Raw genomic sequence first — 20,914 nt, 5'->3', positions numbered from 1 at the left:
GGCTCGAAAAGATCGCTGCTACGCCACGCAGCGGGACGCCCATCAAGCAGCGCCATCCTTCCCTATCCGTCGACGTCGCAGTCGGGGAGCATGTGGACATGAAGCAGCTCGATGCGCACGAGGTCCCGCTGTACAAGGTCTTCTGCAGCGACTACGACTTCCACATCCCGAACTACCAACGCCCGTACGCCTGGCAGGTCGAGCACGCGGAACAACTGCTGGACGACCTCGCTGAAACGCTGGAGAGCGGTGGTGATGAGCCGTACTTCCTCGGCGCCATCGTTCTGGTCAAGGGGCCGCAGGATGCTTGGGCGGAAGTGATCGATGGGCAGCAGCGGCTGACCACCCTCACCATCCTGCTGGCGGTGCTGCGGGATCTGGCAGGAGATCCTGATGTGGCGCGAGAGATCTCCAATACGGTGGTCGAACCGGGCAGCATCACACTCGGGCTTGCGCCCAAGGCCCGGCTGACCTTGCGTAGTAAGGATGCCGACTTCTTCCGCAGCAACGTGCAGACCAGCGGCGCGATCAACGACCTGCTGGACCGGAAGCCAGCCACCTTCAAGACCGACGCGCAATGCGCCATCCAGTCCAACGCAGGGGCGCTTCTCGAGAAGCTCGCCCCCTGGCCTGAGCAACGTCGCGTGGAGCTGGCTCAGATGCTGCTCAAGCAGACGTATCTCGTCGTCGTGAGCACCCCTGACCTGCATGGCGCCTACCGTATCTTCAGCGTCATGAATGCCCGGGGTTTGGACCTCTCCCCGGCCGACATCTTCAAGTCGCGCATCATCGGGGATCTCTCCGCGGCCCCGGACGCCGCCGACGCGTGCACCACCAAGTGGGAGGACGCCGAGGAGGCCCTGGGACGGGATGACTTCGCCGACCTGTTCCTACACCTGCGAATGATCTTCGCTAAGGAGCGAGCCAAGAAGGAGTTGCTCAGAGAGTTCCCCGAGCAGGTCCTCAACCGGCATTTCCTGCCGGGCAAGGCTCAGGACTTCGTCGACGATGTCCTGGTGCCGTACGCCGACGCGTACGAGCAGATCCGCGACCACAGCTATGGCGCGCCGACGGACGCCGAGCCCGTCAACGCCTGGTTCCGGCGCCTCTCGCAGCTCGACAACAACGACTGGCGACCCTCCGTGCTGTGGGCGCTGCGCTATCAGGGCGACGATCCTGACTGGCTCGACCGGTTCCTCCGCGCCCTGGAGCGACTCGCCGCCAGCATGTTCATTCGCCGGATCTACACCACACCGCGCGTCCAGCGCTTCGCGGACCTGCTCAAGGAACTCGACGCCGGCCACGGGCTCGACGCACCCTCGCTTACGCTGACCGAGGACGAGTGCGCAGCTACCCGTGAGCGCCTCGCCGGGCCGCTGTACCTCGATACCAAGACCCGCAAGTACATCCTGCTTCGCTTGGATGAAATGCTCGCCCAGGACTCCGGGGCCGTCTACACCCACCCGTTGATCACGGTAGAGCACGTGCTACCGCAGAACCCAAAGCCGGAATCGCAGTGGCTCGTCGATTTCAGCGAAGAAGAACGGGACTGGTGGATCCACCGCCTGGGCAACCTCGTCCTCCTCAACCGCAGGAAGAACTCTGAGGCGCAGACCTACGACTTCGCGGTCAAGAAGGAGAAGTACTTCACCGGCAAATTGGGCGCCGTCAACTTCGTCCTCACCAGTCAGGTTCTGCAACACGATGCATGGACCCCCACTCTGCTGGAAACACGTCAAGGCCAGCTACTCGGCGCTCTCTCAGACGCATGGGAGCTGTGACACGAGCGCCATCCATGACTGCAGCCCGCCACTTCCCGCGATGCCGCCTCGTGCTCCAACTGACCGCACATCAGGCAACTGGCGCCGAGTCGGCGTCGTGCAGATCTTTCCCAACCCCGACGCCCGACTGGTCCAGTCGTTGCTTCACAGCGGGTTCCATTCGTCGGTGGTGCTTCCGGAGCGGGCGACTCTGCCCGCAAAGCCCGTGCCGCCCCGCCGCACAGGGAGAACCTTGGGTGAGCGGACTTGCCCGGCACGGGAGTTCGAAGAGGGCGCTAGCGGCCAGTGAGGGTGTGGATGAGGAGCGCGCCGAAGGTGATCACGACCAGCGACACGAGCACCGTGGTGATGACCGTTTCGGTCACCCTGGAGCGCACCGGACGCCGAACCCTGTGACCACGACTGCGTCTCACCATGACGGCACCATCGCGTTCTTCAGAAGGCGGCCGGGTGACCACCCGTCGACCCCCAGTTGACGTCGCTCCCAGACTCCCGCTCCCAGGGAGCACAGGGAGCAGCTCCCCGCTCCGAGAATTGCTCCCAAACACGAAGTAGGGGCCACCCTAAGGTGACCCCTACCTGCGACGTTTCCGTCGGGACGACAGGATTTGAACCTGCGACCCCTTGACCCCCAGTCAAGTGCGCTACCAAGCTGCGCCACGTCCCGTTGCCCGTGTGACCTGGGGTTTCCCCCTGGCTGAACGCGCACCGAAACAATACCGCACTCCGGCCGGTGATCGCTCACGCCTTTCCCGCCCTGTTGACCTCAAGCGAGCTTGAGGTTGCACGCTCGGTGGCATGACGACGACAACGGAACGCCTACACGCGTACGGATACGCAGATCTTCCGGGACTCATGGGGCGGATGACGGGGGACGAGAAGCATGGGCCGGCCGCTACGTCGACCCTCGACGCCCTCTGGGTGCTCTACGACAGGGTGCTCAGGGTCACACCGGAGCGCGCGGACGACCCGGAGCGCGACCGGTTCCTGCTCTCCAAGGGGCACGGGCCCATGGCGTACTACGCCGTCCTCGCCGCCAAGGGCTTCGTACCGGTCGACTGGCTCGAGGGCTTCGGGGCGTACGACTCTCCGCTGGGGCACCACCCGGACCGGGTGCTCGTGCCGGGGGTCGAGATCGGGAGCGGATCGCTCGGGCACGGTCTTCCGCTCGCGGTGGGCACGGCGCTGGGGCTCGGGGCGCGCGGGCTCGCCGAGCCGCGGGTGTGGGTGCTCGTGGGGGACGCGGAGCTCGACGAGGGCAGCAATCACGAGGCCATCGCCTTCGCGGGTCCTTCCGGCCTCGAACGGCTGCACACCGTCGTGATCGACAACGCCTCCGCACGACATGCCCGGCCCGGCGGCATCGCCGCGCGCTTCGAGGCCGCCGGGTGGTCGGCCGAGACCGTCGACGGCCGCGATCACGACGCGCTGTACGCGGCGTTCACCGCGCCGCATCCGGGGCGGCCGCGCGTGGTCGTGGCGCGGGTCGAGCCGAAAGGCCCGGTGAGCGAGCCCAAGCTCGCCTGAGGGCTGGCCGCGGCCCGAGGGCCTAGCCGTACCGCCGCCGACGGACCCGCGCCGCTCCTCCCCTCCCTCACTCCCACGTCAGCTTTTCTCGGAGGTACCTCTGTCATGGACACCATGCGTGATCGCTTCGCCCCCGTCGTCTCGCGGCTGCTCGACGAAGACCCCCGCGTCGCCGTCGTCCTCGCCGAGATCGGAGCGGACGCGTTCAAGGACACCCGGCGCAAGCACCCGGACCGGGTGATCAACGTCGGGATACGGGAGCAGCTGCTCGTCGGCGCCGGGGCCGGTCTCGCCCTCGCCGGTCTGCGGCCCGTCGTGCACACCTTCGCGAGCTTTCTCGTGGAGCGGCCGTTCGAGCAGCTCAAGCTGGACTTCGGGCACCAGGGCGTGGGCGGGGTGCTGGTCAGCGCGGCCGCCTCGTTCGACTGGCCCGCCGGCGGCTTCACCCATATGTCACCGGGAGACGTGGCGCTGCTCGACACCCTGGACGGCTGGACCGTGCATGTGCCGGGGCACCCGGATGAGGCGGAGACCCTGCTGCGGCACGCGGTCGCCGCCGGCGACGACAAGGTCTACGTCCGTCTTTCGGTGCAGTCGAACGCTCAGGCCCTGCCGGTCGACGGGGCACGCTTCCGCACCGTGCGCGAGGGCCGTGCCGGGGTCGTGATCGCCGTCGGCCCGATGCTGGACGACGTCCTCGCCGCGACCGAGGGGCTCGACGTCGGCGTGCTGTACGCGACCACGGTGCGGCCCTTCGACGCGGAGGCCCTGCGCCGGGCCGTGGGGGCGGCGCATACCGCCGACGTCGTGATCGTCGAGCCCTATCTGGCCGGAACCTCCACCGCCGCCGCGAACGACGCGCTGGCCGACCTCCCGCACCGGGTCCTCGGGCTCGGCGTCGGCCGGGCCGAGCTGCGCCGCTACGGGCAGATCGACGAGCACCTGGCCGCGCACGGCCTCGACGTGCGGTCCCTGCGGGAGCGGATCACCGGGTTTCTGGGGGCCGCGTAGGGCGATCCCGCGTCAGTCCGTCGGCGGCACTCCCACCTCCGGGTAGGCGTCCAGGAGTCGGGTGGGGGCGGCCTGGCGCCAGGAGTCGGCGAGGATGTCGGTCAGCTCGGCCGTGTCGAGCGCCGAGAGGCGTGCGCGCACCCAGGCGAACATCGCCTCGTGGTCGGCGATCCAGAACTTGTCCGGCTCCGCGAGGACCAGCTCGTCCCGCTCCTCCTTCGGGCAGCGCACGGCGATGGACGTCTCGTCCTCGGGCAGCGTGGCGAACATCTTCCCGGCCACCCGGAAGGTGGGCATGCTCCAGGCGATCTTCTCCGTCGTATCCGGCAGGGCCAGGGCGATACGGCGTACGTCGTCGCCCGTGACATGGGCGGCTTTGGCATGAGCTCGAGACATGCCATGAACGTTAGCCAACGCCACTGACAGCGGCCCTCCGAAGGGCCTTCAGGGCTGCCGCCGATACGCGCCGGACCGCCCCTCCCCTCACAGCACGCGCTTGTCCAGCCAGGCCGTCAGGTCCTGCTGCACCTCGTCCCGGTTCGTCTCGTTGAGGATCTCGTGGCGGGCATCCTCGTACCCCTTCCACGTGAGGTCGCCAATCCCCACGTACCGGAAGTCCTCCAGGAGTTCATGGACCAGTGTCATCCCCTGGTTGCAGGGGTCGTCCGTGCCGACCGCGATGTGGACGGGCAGGTCGGCCGGGATCCTGGCCAGGTTCCGCGGGTCGTTGATCTTGCGCACGGCGCGCACCCAGTCCAGGCAGAGCCCCGCGGAGAACGGGAATCCGCAGCGCTCGTCGGCGACGTACACATCGACCTCGGTCTCGTCGCGCGAGAGCCACTCGAAGCCGGTGCGGTGCGGGTACGGGTCGTTGAAGGAGGCGAAGAGTTCGGGGATGTACGAGGAGAGCGCCGCCCGGCCGTGGTCGGCGATCTCGCGCTCCAGGCGGGCGATCGACTCCTCGGTCTCGACTCCGGGCAGGGAGCGGAAGGTTCCGGAGAGGATGAGGCCCGCGAGGCCGTCGGCGTACTCCTGGGCGTAGTCCCTGGCAAGGTGCGAGCCGAGGCTGTGGCCGAGCAGGAAGAACGGGGTGTCGGGGTGCAGCGCGCGCACCTGGTCGCCGATCGCCTTGAGGTCGTCGACGATGGCGCGCCAGCTGTCGGCGCTCTCGGCGGGACCTGAACCCGTCACTCCGTAGCCGCCGGTCGACTGGGCCGTGGCGCCATGGCCGCGGTGGTCGGAGGCGATGACTCCGTAGCCGTTCGCCGTCAGATGGCGGGCGAACCGGTCGTAGCGCAGGGCGTGTTCGCCCGCGCCGTGCGCGATCTGCACGAAGGCGCGCGGCCTGCCCTCCGGCAGCCAGGTGTAGGTGGCGATCGGTGTGCCGTCGGCCGCGTTCACGACTCCGACGGTGTACGCGGCGGGTGCGGGCGTGCCGGCGTGGTCAGGCATGGGACGACTCCCTGTACGACGTGAGTGACGCGAGCGATGTGGCTTCCTGGTGGTCAACCCTCCCCCGCGCGGGGGGCCTCATACCAGTGCCCGGCCACCGGCTCCCGCGGCGGCTCCCTCCCCACGCCAGACCCTTCCGACCCATTGACCCTCTGTCAGAGCGGCTCCTACGCTGAACAGTGCGCGGGAGAAAGCGCTTTCTAGCTCGCCTCGGGCTCCGCGCACCCCGTACGACGCAACTCGCACTCACCGCACACCCGGCTACCGGCAGCCGTCCACCCGCCCAGCCCAGGGAGCGCCATGAGTTCCACGAGTCCCACCGTGCCGAGAACGGGCACGGGTCCCACCGCACTCAGACCCCTGCTCGCGATCGTCGCCCTGCTAGCCCTCGTCATCGGTCTCGGCCTCACCGCCCCGCCCCGCGCGGCTGCGCAAGGAGAGCCGGCGGCCGCGGCGGCCCCCTACCGTGTCCTGGTCTTCTCCAAGGTCACGAACTTCCCCCATGACTCGATCCCCGCGGGCATCGAAGCCATCAAGAAGCTCGGCAGCGAGAACGGCTTCGAGGTCGAGGCCACCGACGACGCGGCGGCCTTCACCGACGCCAATCTCGCCCGCTTCCAGGCCATCGTCTTCAACAACACCAACTCCACCCCGGAGAAGGGCGATCTGCTGAACGCCGAGCAGCGCGCGGCCTTCCAGAAGTACGTCCGCGGGGGCGGCGGCTGGGTCGGGCTTCACGCGGCGTCGGCCAGTGAGCGCGACTGGAGCTGGTACGAGGGTCTGGTCGGCGCGATCTTCGACAAGCACCCCGAAGTACAGACCGGGCGGATCAAGGTGCTCGACCACGCGCACCCCTCCACCAAGGGCCTCCCTGAGCTCTGGGAGCGCACGGAGGAGTGGTACAACTGGCGCGCCAATCCGACGGGCAAGGTGCACACGCTCGCCCAGGTCAAGGTGCGCGACGGCGTCACCGGCCTCGACGAGGGCGTCGACCAGCCGTGGTCCTGGTGCCAGAACTACGACGGCGGCCGCTCCTGGTACACGGCAGGCGGCCACGCCAAGTCGGCCTTCCAGGAAGAGGGTTTCCTCCAGCACATCCTCGGCGGCATCGAGTGGGCCGCGGGCAACAAGCCCGGCGACTGCACCGCCACCAAGACCGGCGCCTTCCAGCGCACCCCGCTCGCCACGAACGATCTGGCGGACCCCTTCGAGCTGGCCGTCGCGCCCGACCGCCGGGTGTTCTTCGCCCAGCGCACCGGGAAGCTCAAGATCATCGACCAGGAGACGCTGAAGGTCACCACGGCGCTCGACTTCGACTACACCCCCGAGATGACGAGCCAGTCGGACGGGCTGCTCGGCCTCGCGCTCGACCCGAAGTTCAAGGGCAACCACTGGCTCTATCTCCTGAACTCCGACAAGACCGAGAAACGCATCAATCTGTCCCGTTTCACCGAATCGGGCGGCAAGGTCGATCCGGCCACCGAGAAGCGTCTGTTGACCATTCCCACCTGGCGCGGCGAGGGCCGGGCGAACTCGCACATGGCGGGCTCCATCGCCTTCGACAAGAAGGGCGACCTCTACATCGCGACGGGTGACAACACCGATCCGTTCGCGTCGGACGGATTCAGCCCGATCGACGAGCGCGAAGGGCGTCGCGCCTGGGACGCGCAAGGCACCTCTGGCAATACGAACGACCTGCGCGGAAAGGTTCTGCGGATCACTCCGAAGGACGACGGGACGTACTCCGTCCCCGAAGGCAATCTCTTCGCGCCGGGCACGGACAAGACGCGGCCCGAGGTCTACGCGATAGGCATGCGCAATCCCTTCCGCATCACCACGGACCCGCTGAGCGGCGCCCTGCTGATGGCCGACTACGGGCCCGACGCGAAGGCGGCCGTCGCCGACCGCGGTCCCGAGGGGACGGTCGAGTACAACCGCATCACCAAGGCGGGCAATTACGGCTGGCCGTACTGCGTCGGCGACAACACCCCGTTCAACGACTACGACTTCGCGACGAAGACGTCGGGCGCGAAATTCGACTGCGCGAAGCTCGTGAACGATTCGCCGAACAACACAGGTCTGCGCGATCTGCCGCCGGCTCAGCCCGCGAACGTCTGGTACGCGTACTCGGCGTCCAAGGAGTTCCCCGAGCTCGGCACGGGTGGCGGCGGCCCGATGAGCGGTCCCGTCTATGACTACGACGCGGACAACACGTACAAGACGAAGTTCCCCGAGTACTTCGAGGGGAAGTGGTTCAACTACGAGCTGACGCGGCAGTGGTTCAAGGTCTTCTCGATGCAGGAGAAGGACCAGACGTTCACCGATCCGCGCTTCGAGCCCGCGAAGGCGGGCGATCTGAACTCGATCAACTCCATTTTCCCGGACATGAAATGGAACCAGCCCTTCGACGCCGACTTCGGTCCTGACGGTGCGATGTACGTCATCGACTTCGGGCTCGGCAGCGGCACCGGTCGCGGCGGCAGCAACGAGGGCGCGGGCATCTACCGCATCGACTACGTGGCCGGCAAACGCCTCCCGGACGCCCGCGTGAGCGCCACTCCGGACAACGGCACGGTCCCGCTGACGGTGAAGTTCTCCAGCAAGGGTTCGGGGCTGCCCGACGGCAAGCCCGTGACGTACGCCTGGGACTTCGACGGGGACGGCACGACCGACTCGACCGAGGCGGAACCGACGTACACGTACACCAAGAAGGGCCAGTTCAGCGCCCGGCTGAAGGTGACGGGTCCGGGCGATCTGAGCGGTCTTGCCGTGCAGGAGATCACCGTCGGGAACACCCGGCCCGTGGTGACGATCCAACAGCCCCCGAACGGCGGGACGTTCAGCTTCGGCGACACGATCCCGTTCAAGATCAAGGTGACTGACAAGGAGGACGGGCCGATCGACTGCAAGAAGGTCGTCGTCCAGTCCCAGCTCGGGCACGACACCCATCTGCATCCGCTGGACAACTACACCGGCTGCGCGGGCGAGATCGCGACGGACGCCGGGGACAGCCACGGTCCCGGCCAGAACCTCTACTACGGGATCACCGCACAGTACGAGGACAAGGGAGCGGACGGGGTGCCCGCCCTGACGGGGTCCAGCTCGCTGACGCTGCGGACGTCGTTCCGCGAGGCGGAGCACCGCACGAGCACCGGCGGCGCGCACGAAGGAGCCGTGACCGGTGACCGCGCGGACGCGTCCGGCGGCAAGCGGCTCATCGAGATCGAGGACGGCGACTGGGTCGCCTTCGACCCGGTGCACCTCAAGGGCGTCGACTCCGTGACCGTGGGAGCCGCTTCGGGCGGGCTCGGCGGCGACATCGAGTTCCGGGCCGGGTCCCCCACGGGTGAGCTGCTCGGCAAGGTGAGCGTGCCGAACACGGGCGGCTGGGGCAATGTCGTGTCGCCGACCACCGAACTGGCCGACCACGACGGCACGACGAAGCTGTACGCCGTGTTCACCAACCCCCAGTGGTCGGCGGAGAAGCCCGACCTGTTCGCGCTCGACTGGCTGCACTTCAACGGCCCCGGAGTCGAGAAGAACACCGGCGCGAAGGTGACGGTCAAGGCCGCCCCGGCGAGCGGCACTGCGCCCCTCGCCGTCAAGCTCACGAGCGAGGTGAAGCTCCCCGAGGGACGCACGGCCGCCGCGTACCACTGGGACTTCGGCGACAACTCCAAGCCCGGCGGCACCGAGAGCGGCAGCGCCGAGCACACGTACGCGCGCGTGGGCACGTACACGGCGCATCTGACCGTCACGGACAACAAGGGCGACACGACGACCGGCGCGGTCCGGATCACGGTGAAGTGAGGGGTGGGCATGCGGAGTTCAGGTCTGAACGGAACCAGAAGAGCGTTTCTCGGTACATCACTGGGGCTCGCGGCAGCGGTCGGTACCGCGCTGCCCGCGCGCGCCGATGACACGTCCCGGCTCAGGCGCATCCCGCGAGGCGGCATCGGCATGCATCTCTACACGATGCGCACCGCCCTCGCGCAGGACTTCGCGGGCACCCTGGAGCAGCTCGCGGAGATCGGCTACGCGACGGTCGGCGTGAGCGGCCGGCACGGGTACGGCGCGGCCGACATCCGGCGGATGCTCGACGCGGTGGAGCTGCGGGCGGTCCTTGAGCATGTCTCCTACGACACGCTCAAGGGCGCCGGGCTGTCCCAGGCGCTCGCGGATCTGCACACGCTCGGCGCGAAGTGGCCCGTGGTGCCGAGCCTGCCCGGCGCGCTGCACACGCCGGACGGATTCCGGGAAGCGGCAAGGGAGTTCAACCGGATCGGGCAGGCGTCGCGCGACGCGGGCCTGGGGCGGCTGCTGTTCCACAACCACGGCACGGACCATGTGGTGGTCGACGGCACGAGTCTGTACGACATCCTCGTGACGGAGACCGACCCGGAGCTCGTCGGCTTCGAGTTGGACGTGTACTGGGCGACCAAGGGAGGCGCGGATCCAGCGGAGTACTTCGTACGTCACCCTCGTCGCTTCCCCGCGCTCCATGTGAAGGACATGGCGGCGGACGGCGGCTTCGCCGATGTCGGTTCGGGGACGCTGGACTTCGCCGCGATGTTCGACAACGCGCAGGTGGGCGGCGTCCGGCAGTGGCTGGTGGAGCACGACAGCCCGACCGATCCGTTCGCCACGGCACGCAACAGTTACGGGTATCTGGCGGCGCTGCGGTACTGATGTGCCGGATCGTGCCGGATCCGGCTGGGGCACCCCCGAACGGCCCACCTTCTTAAAGAGGCTTCTCAATGAAGCTTCTTAAAGAAGACAGTCGTCGGGTGGAGCGCCCCGGCCGGATCCGTCGCGTAGTCCGGGATCACCCCGGCCGCCGTCCAACCCCCGGACCGGTACAGGGACTCGGCGGGGCTGCCCGTCTCGGTGTCCAGGATCAGGAGGGTCACGTCCGCCTCGGCCGCCGCGCGTTCCGCGGCGGCCAGGAGCGTGCGGGCCAGGCCCTGGCCGCGTGCGGAGCGGTGGACCATCAGTTTGAGGATCTCGGCGCGGTGCCTGCCGTTGGGCTTGTCCGTGAAGCCGAGGCTCACCGTCCCGGTGATCCGTTCCGCGTCGCGCGCGGCCCAGACCGCGAGCTGTCCCCGCGCCACCGCCGGAGCCAGGCCCCGCCACCAGTCCGCGGCGTCCTTCCGGTCGAGCGGCGCGAGGAAGCCGAGGGAGGAGCCGCCGTCCACGACGTCGGCGAGCAGGGCGGCCAACTCGTCAGCGGCAGTGAGGAGTTCATCGGCGGACAGGCGCGACAGGCACGCCATGGCCGAGCGCGTCGGTGCCGTCATCGCGCGACCACCACCAGCGCGTACCGCACGGCCTTCCGCCCCGGACAGCGGAACCGCGTCGGCCCCCAGAGCCGGAAGCGCAAGCAGTCACCCGCCTCCAGGTGGTGCTCCTCGCCCTGGACGGTGATCTCAAGGACCCCGTCGAGCACCCAGATGTGCTGCTCCATGCCGGGCACGGGAGGCCGGTCGTAGGCGACGTCCGCGCCCGGTTCGAGGCGCCCCTCGACGAGTTCACCGCGCAGGCCCGTGTGCGGCGGGGACACCGAACGCCGTACGAAGCCGGATGCGCCGTCCGTCCACACGCTCTGCTCGGCGGCGCGCACCAGCTGCGCGGGCTCGGCCTCCACCTCGCTCAGGAGCTGCGACATCGTGCGTTCGTAGACGGCGCAGAGCCGGTTCAGGAGGGACGCGGTGGGGCTGATCTCCGCGCGCTCGGCCCGCGACAGGGTGGAGCGGCTCACCCCGCTGCGGTCCGCCACATCGCCGAGCGACCAGCCGCGTTCGGCGCGCAGCTCGGAGAGGCGCGCGGCGAGCCGTTCATCGACCTCATCCTGTTCCATATTCGGCACGCTATCCCGAATATGAGACGAGCTGCAATGCTCGCCCTCGGTGGCCCCTGCCTCACTCGTGCGCGGACGCCGCCCCCAGCAGATCGCGGATGCGCCCCGTGGCCTCGCGGAACTCGGTCGTCGCCAGCGTCGTCGCGTACGAACGCTCGGGTGGCAGACCGACGTCGATGATCTCCGTGACCGTCCCGGGGCGCGGGCTCATCACGACGACGCGGTCCGCGAGATAGACGGCCTCCGCGATCGAGTGGGTCACCAGGAGCACCGTGGTGCCGGTCTCGCGCCAGATCCGGTTCAGCTCCACGTTCATCTGCTCGCGCGTGAGCGCGTCGAGCGCACCGAAGGGCTCGTCCATCAGGAGCACCGGCGGCTCGTGAAGCAGCGCCCGGCAGAGGGCGACGCGCTGCTGCATGCCACCGGACAGCTCGTGCGGATAGGCGTCCTCGAAGCCGCCGAGTCCGGTCATCCGGATCAGATCGTCGGTACGCGCGCGTGCCTGCGCCCCGGGGATCCTGCGCATCTCCGCCTGGAGCAGGATGTTGCGCCGGGCCGAGCGCCAGTCGAGCAGGGCGGCGCGCTGGAAGACGTAACCGATGTCGCGCCGCGGTCCGCGCACCCGTTCACCGCCCAGGAGCACATCCCCCGAGGAAGGCGCGAGCAGTCCGGCGACCAGCTTCAGGAGGGTGGACTTGCCGCAGCCCGAAGGACCGACGATCGCCACGAACTCGCCCGCACCGACGTCGAGGGAGACCTCGCGCAGCGCGGTGACGTCCTTCTTCTTCGTACGGAAGCGGACGGCGACGTCGGCCAGGCGCACGGCGGGCGCCGCTCCCGCCGCCTCCGACGCCGGCGCGCGCGCCTCGTCACCCATCATCTTGAGCGTCGTATCCTTCGCCATTCCCCTGTCGCCCCTCAGCCCTTGATCCCCTTGGCCGCGTCCCAGTACTCCGCGACGGGCTTGGCCTTCTTGACCATGCCGGCCTCCGCGAAGACGTCGATGGTCTGCTGCCAGTCCGCCTCGGTGTTGGCACCCGGCGCCTTCCCCTGGGTCGCGTCGGTGTGCAGGAGCGTCAGCGTGGTCTTGAACTGCTCGGAAAGGACGGATTCCGGGGGCAGTTGCTCGGACGCGCCCTCCATCGCGGCGACCGCGGGCTCCGGGTTCTTCTCGGCGGCCGCCCACGACTCGCTCACGGCCTTGGTCATGCGCTGGGCCAGATCGCCGTTCCCCTGAAGGGTCTTGGGCCCGGCGATGAGACCGTTGGAGTAGAAGTTCAGGCCGTTCTCGGAGAAGCGCAGATACGAGACGTCCTTCTTCGCCTTGTTCTGCATGGTGGGCCCTTGGTCGCTCGCGTAGCCGAGCAGTGCGTCCGTCTTGCCGGAGATCACCGCGGCGATCTTGCCCGCCGGGTCGGTGTTCTGGACCTTGACGTCGGACAGCTCCATGCCGTTCTTCTGCAGGAAGATCGGGAAGGTCTTGGTGAGCGCGTCGCCGGCCGTCCCCGCGATCGTCTTGCCCTTGAGGTCGGCGGGCGACTTGATGTCCTGCGCCGCGAAGGACTGCACGGAGGCGGGCGTCGTCTGCAGAAAGACGCCCAGGCTCTTGACCTTCACGCCCTGGTCGACGCCGGCGAGCACCGCGGGTGTGTCCGCCCAGCCGAAGTCGGTCTGTCCGGCGCCGGTGGCCTGCACGGTCTTCTGCGAGCCCTGGCCCGCCCTGATCTCCAGGTCGATGCCGTGCTTCTCGAAGATCTTCTGCTTCGCTCCGTAGTAGAACGGCGCGTGTTCGCCGTACGGATACCAGTTGAGCGTCAGCGTCACCTTGTCGAGCTCCTTGCCGGAGTCGCTGGTGCTCGTCTTGTCGTCGTCGCCACCGCAGGCCGTCGCGGTCACCGCGACAAGAGCCAGGGGGACGAGGCCGGTGAGCAGTCTGCGCGCGTGCATGGGACGGCCCTTCTCGCGTACGGGGGACATGGCGGGCTGGGGGGCGGTGGACGGGCGTCAGTACGAGGTGGTGGCGGCCACGTCCCTGCGGCTCGCGTGCCACGGGAGCAGCAGCTTCTCGGCGATCTCGACGAGCACGAAGAGGACCACACCGATCAGCGACATGACGAGGAGCCCCGCGAAGAGCATCGGGGTGTCGAGGTTGCCGTTGGCCTGGAGGATCACATAGCCGAGGCCTTCGTTCGCACCGACGAACTCGCCCACGACGGCGCCGGTCACCGCGAGCGTGACGGCGACCTTCAGGCCCGAGAACAGATACGGCAGCGACGCCGGGAAGCGGATCTTGAGGAAGGTCTGCCAGGGGCGCGCCCCCATGGTGGCGGAGAGCTGGAGCATCTCCGGATCGACGGCCTTGAGCCCGGTCACCATCGAGATGACGACGGGGAAGAAGGCGATGAGCACGGCGATCAGGATCTTGGGAGCGATGCCGAAGCCGAGCCAGACGACGAACAGCGGCGCGATCGCGATCTTCGGCACGACCTGGGCGAAGAGGAGGATGGGATAGAGCGTCTTCTCGACGGTCGTCGAATAGACCATCAGCACCGCCGAGAGGATGCCGACGCCCACCGCGATGACGAAGCCGAGCAGGGTCTCGTAGGTGGTGACCCAGCTGTGCTGCCAGAGGTAGTCGGACTTGTCGAGCAGCACGTCGAGGGTCGCGCCGGGCGAGGGGACGAGATAGGCCTCGACCATCTCGGTGGCGGCGATCAGCCACCACGCGACGAAGCAGACGAGCAGCAGGGCGAGCGGGCGCCAGCTCTTCTCGGCCGCTTCGACCGTACGTTGACGCAGAGTGGGGCGGCTGCGGTCGGCAACGCCCGCCGCCTTGGCGGGAGTTGCCTGCAGTGCGCTCTGGCTCACGGTGAACTCCCCTGGCATACAGCGAACTTCGGAGGCAGTTGCGGAGCTTCGGTGGTACTCGGTGGTGCGGAAATCGCTTTCAGAAAGCGCTTTCTGATAGGGTGTCCGCCACGCTAATGACTGGCTGACCGCAGGGTCAATAGGTCGGCTCGAAGTTTCGCGGCGCGAGACGAAGGGGGGCGCGGGTGGGGGAACGGGAACACGGGCCGCATGTCACGCTGCACGCGGTGGCCCGTACGGCCGGGGTCTCCCCGGCCACCGCGTCACGGGCGCTGAACGGCACGACGCGGGTCCGTGAGGAGCTGCGCCGGCGGGTGATCGACGCCGCCGACCGGCTGGGCTACATCCCCAACGCCCATGCGCAGGCGCTCGCCAGCGCCTCCAACAACACGGTCGGCGTGATCTGCCACGACGTCGGCGACCCGTACTTCTCGGCGATCGCAGGCGGCGTGATGGCGGCGACGGCCGAGCGGGACCTCCTTGTCATGCTGGCCAGCACCTTTCGCGCCCCGGACCGGGAGATCGCGTACGTGTCGATGCTGCGCGCGCAGCGGGCCCGCGCGATCCTGCTGATCGGCTCGGGGTTCCAGGACCCGGCGTGGGAACGGTCGTTGAAGTCCGAGCTCACCCCGTACATACGGGACGGGGGCCGTGTCGCCGTGGTCAGCAGGCACCGCGGCCTCCGCGTCGACACGGTGCAGCCGGAGAACCGGGAGGGCGCGGGCGCTCTGGCGCGGGCGCTGCTGTCCCTGGGCCATCGGGAGTTCGCCGTCCTCACCGGGCCGGAGCGGCTCACCACGGTCGCGGACCGGCTCGCCGGGTTCCGCGACGCGCTGGCCGACGCGGGGGTCGCGCTGCCGCCCGAGCGGATCGTGGAGGGCGCGTTCACCCGGGCCGGCGGCCATGCGGCGGCGGTCGAACTGCTGCGGCGGGGGCGGCGGGTGACGTGCGTCTTCGCGGTGACGGATGTGATGGCCGTGGGGGCGTTGGGCGCGCTGCGGGAGCGGGGGCTTCGGGTGCCGGAGGATGTGTCGCTGGCCGGGTTCGACGACGTGCCGCTGGTCGCTGAACTGGACCCGCCGCTGAGTACCGTGACGTTGCCGCTGGCTCGGATGGGGCGGGAGGTCATGGGGCTTGCTCTGCGGGAGCGGGGCGTGAGGTCTCGGGTCGAACGGGTTCGGGGGGAGGTGGTACTGCGGGGGAGCGTTGGGCCTCCCGGCTGAGTCGCGGCGGATTTTTTCCCGCCCACCCACCCGTTTACCCGGCAGTGCCCGGGCTCGACATCCGCCAACCTTTGCCGCCCCCGGCCCGAACCGGCCCGGTTACCCCCAGTGCCTGGGCTCGACATCCGCCGACCTTCGCCGCCCCCGGCCGAACCAGCCCGATCACCCCCAGCGCCCCGACTCGACACCCGCCGACCTTCGCCGCCCCCGGCCGAACCAGCCCGATCACCCCCAGCACCCGGACTCCACACCCGCCCGCCTTCGCCGCCCCCCCACCCGAACCAGCCCGATCACCCCCCAGCCCCCGTACTCGACATCGGCCAACCTTCGCCGCCCCCACACGAACCGCCCCGATCACCCCCCACCCCCGGCCGCTTCCACCCGTCCTCCGAAAGTGCCGCCCTCCGCAGATGCTCCGCCAGCGCCTGGACCGCCGGTGACGACGGGCCGTTCTTGACCCCCCACGCCAGCAGATGCTGCCGCCGAGCCCACGGGTCCTGCAGTTCGCACACGTCCAAGGGCTGGCTCGGGTCGATCGCGCGGCGTGGGACCACCGCCAGGCCGACGCCGGCGGCCGCGAGGGCGACCAGGACGTTCAGGTGGGCGACGCTGGTGCGGTAGCGCGCGACCGGCGCGTGCGGGCCGAGGTGCTTCTCGATCCAGCGCCCCAGCGAGGAATCGGCGTCGAGCCCGACGAGCGGGTGCTCGGCGGCCTCCCGGTAGGTCAGCGCGGTGCGCCCGGCGAGCACCCCGCCTGCCTGGCCGATCACGACGAGGGAGTCGTCGCCCAGCGGTTCCGTCTCCAGGCCGCTGTCGCGTGCCTCGTCGTCGACGACCACCCCCAGGTCCGCCTCGCCGTCGGCCAGCTTGCGCACAGTCTGCGGCGTACGGCTTTCGGACACGGTGACGTCGACGTCGGGGTGCGCCCGCAGGAACGAGACCAGGGCGCGCGGCACGAGCCGGTGCATGGCGGAGCCGCCGCTCAGCAGGGTCAGCGGAGCGGCCGGGGACCGGGTGTAGCCCGCCACGGCGCTCTCGAGCCGCACGGTCTGCGCGATGACCTCGCGCGCGTGCCGGGCCAGCGTCGTCCCGGCCGGTGTGGGGCGCACACCCCGGCGGCCGCGGATCAGCAGCTCCACCCCCGCCTGGTGCTCCAGCGAGCGCACCCGGGCGCTGGCCGACGGCAGGCTCAGATGCATCCGGCGGGCGCCCGCCGTGATCGAGCCCTCCGTCACGATGTCGAGGAAGAGCCGCAGATCGTCGAGGTCATAACGCACCCGGCCGAGCCTATGGCCCAGCCTTAGGCTGGGTACACCGATTACGCATTGTGGGCCGGGCGGTCACGGGGTGATGCTCGCCCGATGCCCGAGATCCTGTTCGTCCTGCTCGCCGGTGTCGCCGCCGGGGCGCTGAACTCCGTCGGCGGCGGAGGCACGTTCGTGGCGCTGCCCGCTCTCGTCGCGGTCGGTCTCTCCCCCGTGACGGCGAACGCGTCGGCGACCATCGCCCTGGTGCCGGGCGCGTTGGCCAGCGGCTGGGTCTACCGACGCGAACTCGCCCCGGTCGGCACGGCGTCCATGCCGGCGCTGACCGCGGTCAGCGCGGTCGGCGGCGCGATCGGCGCCGGTCTGCTGCTCACCCTGCCCGCGGCGTCGTTCGACGCGGCGGTGCCCTGGCTGCTCGCCTTCGCGACGCTGGTGCTCGCCTTCGGACGCCGCCTGTCCCGTACGTTGACCACGGCCCTCGGCCGCCCGGTCGGCATGAGCTCCCGGGCCATCCTGATCGGCCAGTTCCTCCTCGCCCTGTACGGCGGATACTTCGGCGGTGCCGTAGGCATCCTGATGCTGGCCCTGTGGAGCATCGGCCTGGGCATCGACACCGCGGCGGGCAATCCGGTGCGGGTCACCCAGATCGCGGCCATGTATCTCAGCGCGACCGTGCTGTTCCTCGTCGCCTCGGACGCGCTGAGCGCCCCGCTCGTCATCGCCGGCATGCTGACGGGCGCGCTGATCGGTGGCGTCACCGGCGCGCACTTCGCGCGTCGGCTCTCCGCCCGGCTGCTGCGGGGCATCATCCTGACCACGGCCGCGACCATGACCGTCCTTTATTTCCTGCGCAGTTGAGGCCGACCGACATGACCGAAGGCAACCCCGGCGGCAACGCCGAGAACATGATGGACGGCGCCTCCGCGTACACGGACGCGGCCCGCGCACGTCTGGCGGCCGCCTTCGAGGCGTGTGATCTCGCCGACCTCGCGCGCGCCGCCGTACCGATCGGCGAGCACGAGCTGCGGCCCGACGGCGGCGTCGGCTCCCCCGGTTCCGTGCTGGCCGACGCCGCCCAAGTGCTCGCGGCCGCACGCCGGTTGCTCGAAGCCGCCGCCGTCTTCGAGCGCATCGGCGGCGCGAGCTGGCAGCTCATCGGCGACATCCTGGGCGTCGAGGCCCGGTCCGCACGCGTGCGGTTCGCCTTGGCCGAGGCCCAGGTCCGGGAGGAACTGCGCCGCCCGGACGAAGCGGGACCGCAGGCCGAGGCCGGCTGGTGGCATACGTACGCCACCAGGGCACCCCTGGAGGCGGCACGCGACCTCGACGACTGGGTGCTGCGCCATGCAGACGGAGAGGGAGATGGTGGCGGAGAGAGCGGCCTCGGCACCGCGCCGGTGTCGGGCGGCCTGGTCCGGGCGGAGCTCCGGCGGCCCACCCAGCGCCATCCCTGATCCGTACGGACGGATCTCCACACGGACGGATCCGCGCCGCCGATCCCCGCCCCGCGGCGCGCACCGCCCGCCCACCTCCCCGCCCGTGGCCTGAACGGAGACGGTAAAGGCGGCAGTTGCCTCGGCACCCGGCCAATGTCCGGCGGCCTGCTCCGGACAGAGGCCCCCCACCCAGCGCCATCCCTGATCCGCACGAACGGATCCGCACCACCGGATCCGCGCGAACAGATCCGCACCACCGCAGCCCGCCCCGCGTGCACCGGCTGCCCACCTCCCCGCGCGTGGCCTGGACGGAGACAGCAAAGGGGGACAGCTACGTCGGCACCCCGCCGATGTCGGGCGGTCCGGACGGAGCCCGGCGGCCCACCCAGCGTCGTCCGTGATCCCGCACCGCCCACCCGCACGGACGATCCGGGCCGCCGAAGCCCACCCCCACGCGCCCCTCCCACCCACCTCCACGCCCATGGCCTGATCTCTCGCCCGGCATCGCGGCATGCCTCCCCGACCGGCCGCGTTCGTGTTCACTTGCCGGGCAAGGGTTGCGTCATGGAAAGCCATGGAAAGGGTGAAACGTGGGTTCGTCTCGACCGTCCGGTCTCACGCGTCGTGCTCTGTTGGGGGCGGGGATGGTTCTGCCGTTGGCGGGATGCGCGGCCGACGAGCGGCGGCCCTCCCCGCAACGGCCGGCGGCGGCGTCCGCCTCTCCGTCCCGCGAGCATCCCGCCATGGCGAAAGCCTCCTCGCGCTTCGCCGCGCTGGAGCGCGAGCACGACGCGCGTCTGGGGGTGTACGCGCTGGCCACCCGCACCGGCGCCGTGCTCACCCACCGCGCGGATGACCGTTTCGCGTTCTGTTCCACCTTCAAGGCGCTCGCCGCGGCGGCCGTCCTCGACCGGAAGCCGCTGAGTCACCTGGACAAGGTCGTCACCTACAGCGAGGCCGACGTCGACTCCATCTCGCCGATCACCAAGGACCATGTCGCGACCGGCATGACCATCAGGCAGCTCTGCGACGCCGCGGTCCGGTACAGCGACGGCACGGCCGGGAATCTGCTGATGCGCGACATCGGCGGGACCCGTCGCCTCACCGCGTATCTGCGGGGGCTCGGCGACGCGGTGAGCCGGATGGATCAGTTCGAGCCCGAGCTGAACGACAACCGCCCCGGCGATCCACGCGACACCACCACGCCCCGTGCCGTCGCCCGCGACTATCAGGAGCTGGTGATCGGCAAGGCGCTGCCCGCGCGCAAGCGCGCCCTCCTGAAGGACTGGCTCGAGCGCAGCACCACCGGTGAGAAGCGCATCCGTGCCGGTCTTCCCAAGGGCTGGACGCTGGCCCACAAGACCGGCACAGGAAACTACGGGCGCGCCAACGACATCGCCGTCGTGTGGCCGCCGAACGCCGCGCCGATCGTCCTCGCGATCATGTCGGACCGCTCCGGGTACGACGCCGAACCGAGGGAGGCCCTGATCGCGGAGGCCACGGCATACGTGACGTCGGCCCTCACCTAGACCGTTACTGCGCCGCCTCCCCCAAAGCGTCGAGCACCGGACGGATCAGCGGGTGCTCCTCCGCGCCGCACCGCACCGCGGCGAACACCCGGCGTGTGGGGGCGACGCCGTCGACGGGGCGGATCACGACCCCCGAGATGTCCATGCCCTTCAGCGCGGACCGCGGGACGAGGGCGACCCCCACACCGGCCGAGGCCAGCGCGACCACGGCTCGGAAGTCGTCCGACCAGTGCTCAAGGAGCGGCTGGAACCCGGCCGCCTCGCAGGCGAGGATCACCACGTCGTGGCAGGGGTTCCCCGCGAAGGGCCCGATCCACGCGTCCTTGGCGAGCTCCGCGAGCGGTACGCGTTCGGCCGCCGCGAGCCGGTGGGTCACCGGGAGCACCGCGTCGAACGGCTCCGCGTAGAGCGGGACGCGTGTCAGCCGGGGGTCGTCCGCGCCCGGCGCGCCGCGGTACTCCACCGCCACCGCGACATCCACCTGCCGGTCGAGCACCATCGGCAGGCTCGCGTCGCCCTCCGCGTCCTGGACCCGCACCCTTATCCCGGGCGCCGACGAAGCCAGCCGGGCCAGGGCGGGGCCGACGACCAGGGCGATGCCCGTGGCGAAGGACGCGACGGTCACCGTGCCCGCGGCGCCCGAGCTGTACGCGGCCAGTTCCGCCTCGGCCCGCTCCAGCTGGGCGAGGACCGCGTTCGTGTGGGAAAGGAGGATCTCCCCGGCGGGCGTGAGCCGTACGCCCTTCGCGCCGCGCTCCACCAGGCGGTGGCCGGTCTCCTGCTCCAGGGCGGTCAGCTGCTGGGAGACCGCGGAGGGCGTGAGATAGAGCGCGGCGGCAGCCGCCGTCACGGTGCGGTGGTCGGCCACCGCACGGAGGATGTGCAGCCGCCGCGCTTCGATCATGTGGCCAATTCTCCCAAACCGGCGGCCACTCCCCCACCACGGGCCCCACCCGGAGCCCGCG

General features: G+C 70.0%; 18 protein-coding genes and 1 tRNA gene. 9 read left to right on the top strand and 10 right to left on the bottom strand.

Annotated elements, in window-relative coordinates; genetic code table 11:
* Window positions 1-98 precede the first annotated feature (98 nt).
* Window positions 99-1,781 (top strand): DUF262 domain-containing protein, encoded by a 1,683-nt coding sequence (locus tag OG453_RS34370; protein ID WP_266872465.1) that lies wholly within the window; start codon window positions 99-101, stop codon window positions 1,779-1,781.
* A 593-nt stretch (window positions 1,782-2,374) separates the two neighbouring features.
* On the opposite strand, the gene OG453_RS34365 is transcribed toward OG453_RS34370, so the two are convergent.
* Window positions 2,375-2,448, bottom strand: a tRNA-Pro gene (locus OG453_RS34365).
* A gap of 131 nt (window positions 2,449-2,579) precedes the next feature.
* Here OG453_RS34365 and OG453_RS34360 point away from each other — a divergent pair.
* Both OG453_RS34360 and OG453_RS34355 read left to right on the top strand, forming a co-directional pair.
* The gene (locus OG453_RS34360) at window positions 2,580-3,308 is read left to right on the top strand and encodes a transketolase (RefSeq protein WP_266872464.1); all 729 of its coding nucleotides are present in this window, start codon (window positions 2,580-2,582) and stop codon (window positions 3,306-3,308) included.
* Between the two features lie 105 nt (window positions 3,309-3,413).
* On the top strand, window positions 3,414-4,319 hold the full coding sequence (locus OG453_RS34355) for a transketolase family protein (protein WP_266872463.1): 906 nt from the start codon (window positions 3,414-3,416) through the stop codon (window positions 4,317-4,319).
* A 12-nt stretch (window positions 4,320-4,331) separates the two neighbouring features.
* Here the strand turns inward: OG453_RS34355 and OG453_RS34350 are convergent, their stop codons facing one another.
* Complete coding sequence (locus OG453_RS34350) at window positions 4,332-4,715, bottom strand: MmcQ/YjbR family DNA-binding protein (RefSeq protein WP_266872462.1); 384 nt, start codon at window positions 4,713-4,715, stop codon at window positions 4,332-4,334.
* Window positions 4,716-4,802: 87 nt separating this feature from the next.
* On the bottom strand, window positions 4,803-5,771 hold the full coding sequence (locus tag OG453_RS34345; protein WP_266872461.1) for an alpha/beta fold hydrolase: 969 nt from the start codon (window positions 5,769-5,771) through the stop codon (window positions 4,803-4,805).
* 300 nt (window positions 5,772-6,071) lie between these two features.
* Between OG453_RS34345 and OG453_RS34340 the strand changes: the two genes are divergently transcribed.
* Together OG453_RS34340 and OG453_RS34335 are read left to right on the top strand one after the other, a co-directional pair.
* Complete coding sequence (locus OG453_RS34340; protein ID WP_266872460.1) at window positions 6,072-9,581, top strand: ThuA domain-containing protein; 3,510 nt, start codon at window positions 6,072-6,074, stop codon at window positions 9,579-9,581.
* 9 nt (window positions 9,582-9,590) lie between these two features.
* Window positions 9,591-10,460 (top strand): sugar phosphate isomerase/epimerase, encoded by an 870-nt coding sequence (locus OG453_RS34335; RefSeq protein ID WP_266872459.1) that lies wholly within the window; start codon window positions 9,591-9,593, stop codon window positions 10,458-10,460.
* A gap of 65 nt (window positions 10,461-10,525) precedes the next feature.
* On the opposite strand, the gene OG453_RS34330 is transcribed toward OG453_RS34335, so the two are convergent.
* The 5 genes from OG453_RS34330 to OG453_RS34310 form a co-directional block, all read right to left on the bottom strand.
* Window positions 10,526-11,044 carry an N-acetyltransferase gene (locus OG453_RS34330; RefSeq protein ID WP_266873234.1) on the bottom strand — a complete coding sequence of 173 codons (519 nt, stop codon included), beginning with the start codon at window positions 11,042-11,044 and terminating at the stop codon, window positions 10,526-10,528.
* Window positions 11,045-11,064: 20 nt separating this feature from the next.
* Complete coding sequence (locus OG453_RS34325; RefSeq protein ID WP_266872458.1) at window positions 11,065-11,628, bottom strand: helix-turn-helix domain-containing protein; 564 nt, start codon at window positions 11,626-11,628, stop codon at window positions 11,065-11,067.
* Between the two features lie 61 nt (window positions 11,629-11,689).
* Window positions 11,690-12,508, bottom strand: a complete 819-nt coding sequence (locus OG453_RS34320; protein WP_266873233.1) for an ABC transporter ATP-binding protein — start codon at window positions 12,506-12,508, stop codon at window positions 11,690-11,692.
* Window positions 12,509-12,546: 38 nt separating this feature from the next.
* Window positions 12,547-13,575 (bottom strand): ABC transporter substrate-binding protein, encoded by a 1,029-nt coding sequence (locus OG453_RS34315; protein ID WP_266872457.1) that lies wholly within the window; start codon window positions 13,573-13,575, stop codon window positions 12,547-12,549.
* A gap of 57 nt (window positions 13,576-13,632) precedes the next feature.
* Window positions 13,633-14,496: an ABC transporter permease gene (locus OG453_RS34310; RefSeq protein ID WP_266872456.1), complete on the bottom strand. Its 864-nt coding sequence runs from the start codon at window positions 14,494-14,496 to the stop codon at window positions 13,633-13,635.
* 185 nt (window positions 14,497-14,681) lie between these two features.
* Between OG453_RS34310 and OG453_RS34305 the strand changes: the two genes are divergently transcribed.
* Window positions 14,682-15,719, top strand: coding sequence for a LacI family DNA-binding transcriptional regulator (locus OG453_RS34305; protein ID WP_266872455.1), 1,038 nt, complete (start codon window positions 14,682-14,684; stop codon window positions 15,717-15,719).
* A gap of 290 nt (window positions 15,720-16,009) precedes the next feature.
* On the opposite strand, the gene OG453_RS34300 is transcribed toward OG453_RS34305, so the two are convergent.
* On the bottom strand, window positions 16,010-16,996 hold the full coding sequence (locus OG453_RS34300) for a LysR family transcriptional regulator (protein WP_266872454.1): 987 nt from the start codon (window positions 16,994-16,996) through the stop codon (window positions 16,010-16,012).
* 84 nt (window positions 16,997-17,080) lie between these two features.
* On the opposite strand from OG453_RS34300, the gene OG453_RS34295 reads away from it, so the two are divergent.
* From OG453_RS34295 to bla, 3 genes are all read left to right on the top strand, one after another.
* Complete coding sequence (locus tag OG453_RS34295; RefSeq protein ID WP_266872453.1) at window positions 17,081-17,842, top strand: sulfite exporter TauE/SafE family protein; 762 nt, start codon at window positions 17,081-17,083, stop codon at window positions 17,840-17,842.
* Window positions 17,843-17,853: 11 nt separating this feature from the next.
* Entirely contained in the window at window positions 17,854-18,438 is a 585-nt protein-coding gene (locus OG453_RS34290) for a hypothetical protein (protein ID WP_266872452.1), read from the top strand.
* Between the two features lie 725 nt (window positions 18,439-19,163).
* Window positions 19,164-19,949: a class A beta-lactamase gene (bla, locus tag OG453_RS34285; protein ID WP_323178690.1), complete on the top strand. Its 786-nt coding sequence runs from the start codon at window positions 19,164-19,166 to the stop codon at window positions 19,947-19,949.
* 4 nt (window positions 19,950-19,953) lie between these two features.
* Here bla and OG453_RS34280 read toward each other — a convergent pair whose 3' ends face one another.
* Window positions 19,954-20,853 carry a LysR family transcriptional regulator gene (locus tag OG453_RS34280; RefSeq protein ID WP_266872450.1) on the bottom strand — a complete coding sequence of 300 codons (900 nt, stop codon included), beginning with the start codon at window positions 20,851-20,853 and terminating at the stop codon, window positions 19,954-19,956.
* Window positions 20,854-20,914 lie beyond the last annotated feature (61 nt).

The sequence above is a fragment of the Streptomyces sp. NBC_01381 genome, assembly GCF_026340305.1.
GTDB lineage: Bacteria > Actinomycetota > Actinomycetes > Streptomycetales > Streptomycetaceae > Streptomyces.
Note: the sequence above shows the minus strand (reverse complement) of the source record. Positions and strands in the feature narration are given on the sequence as shown.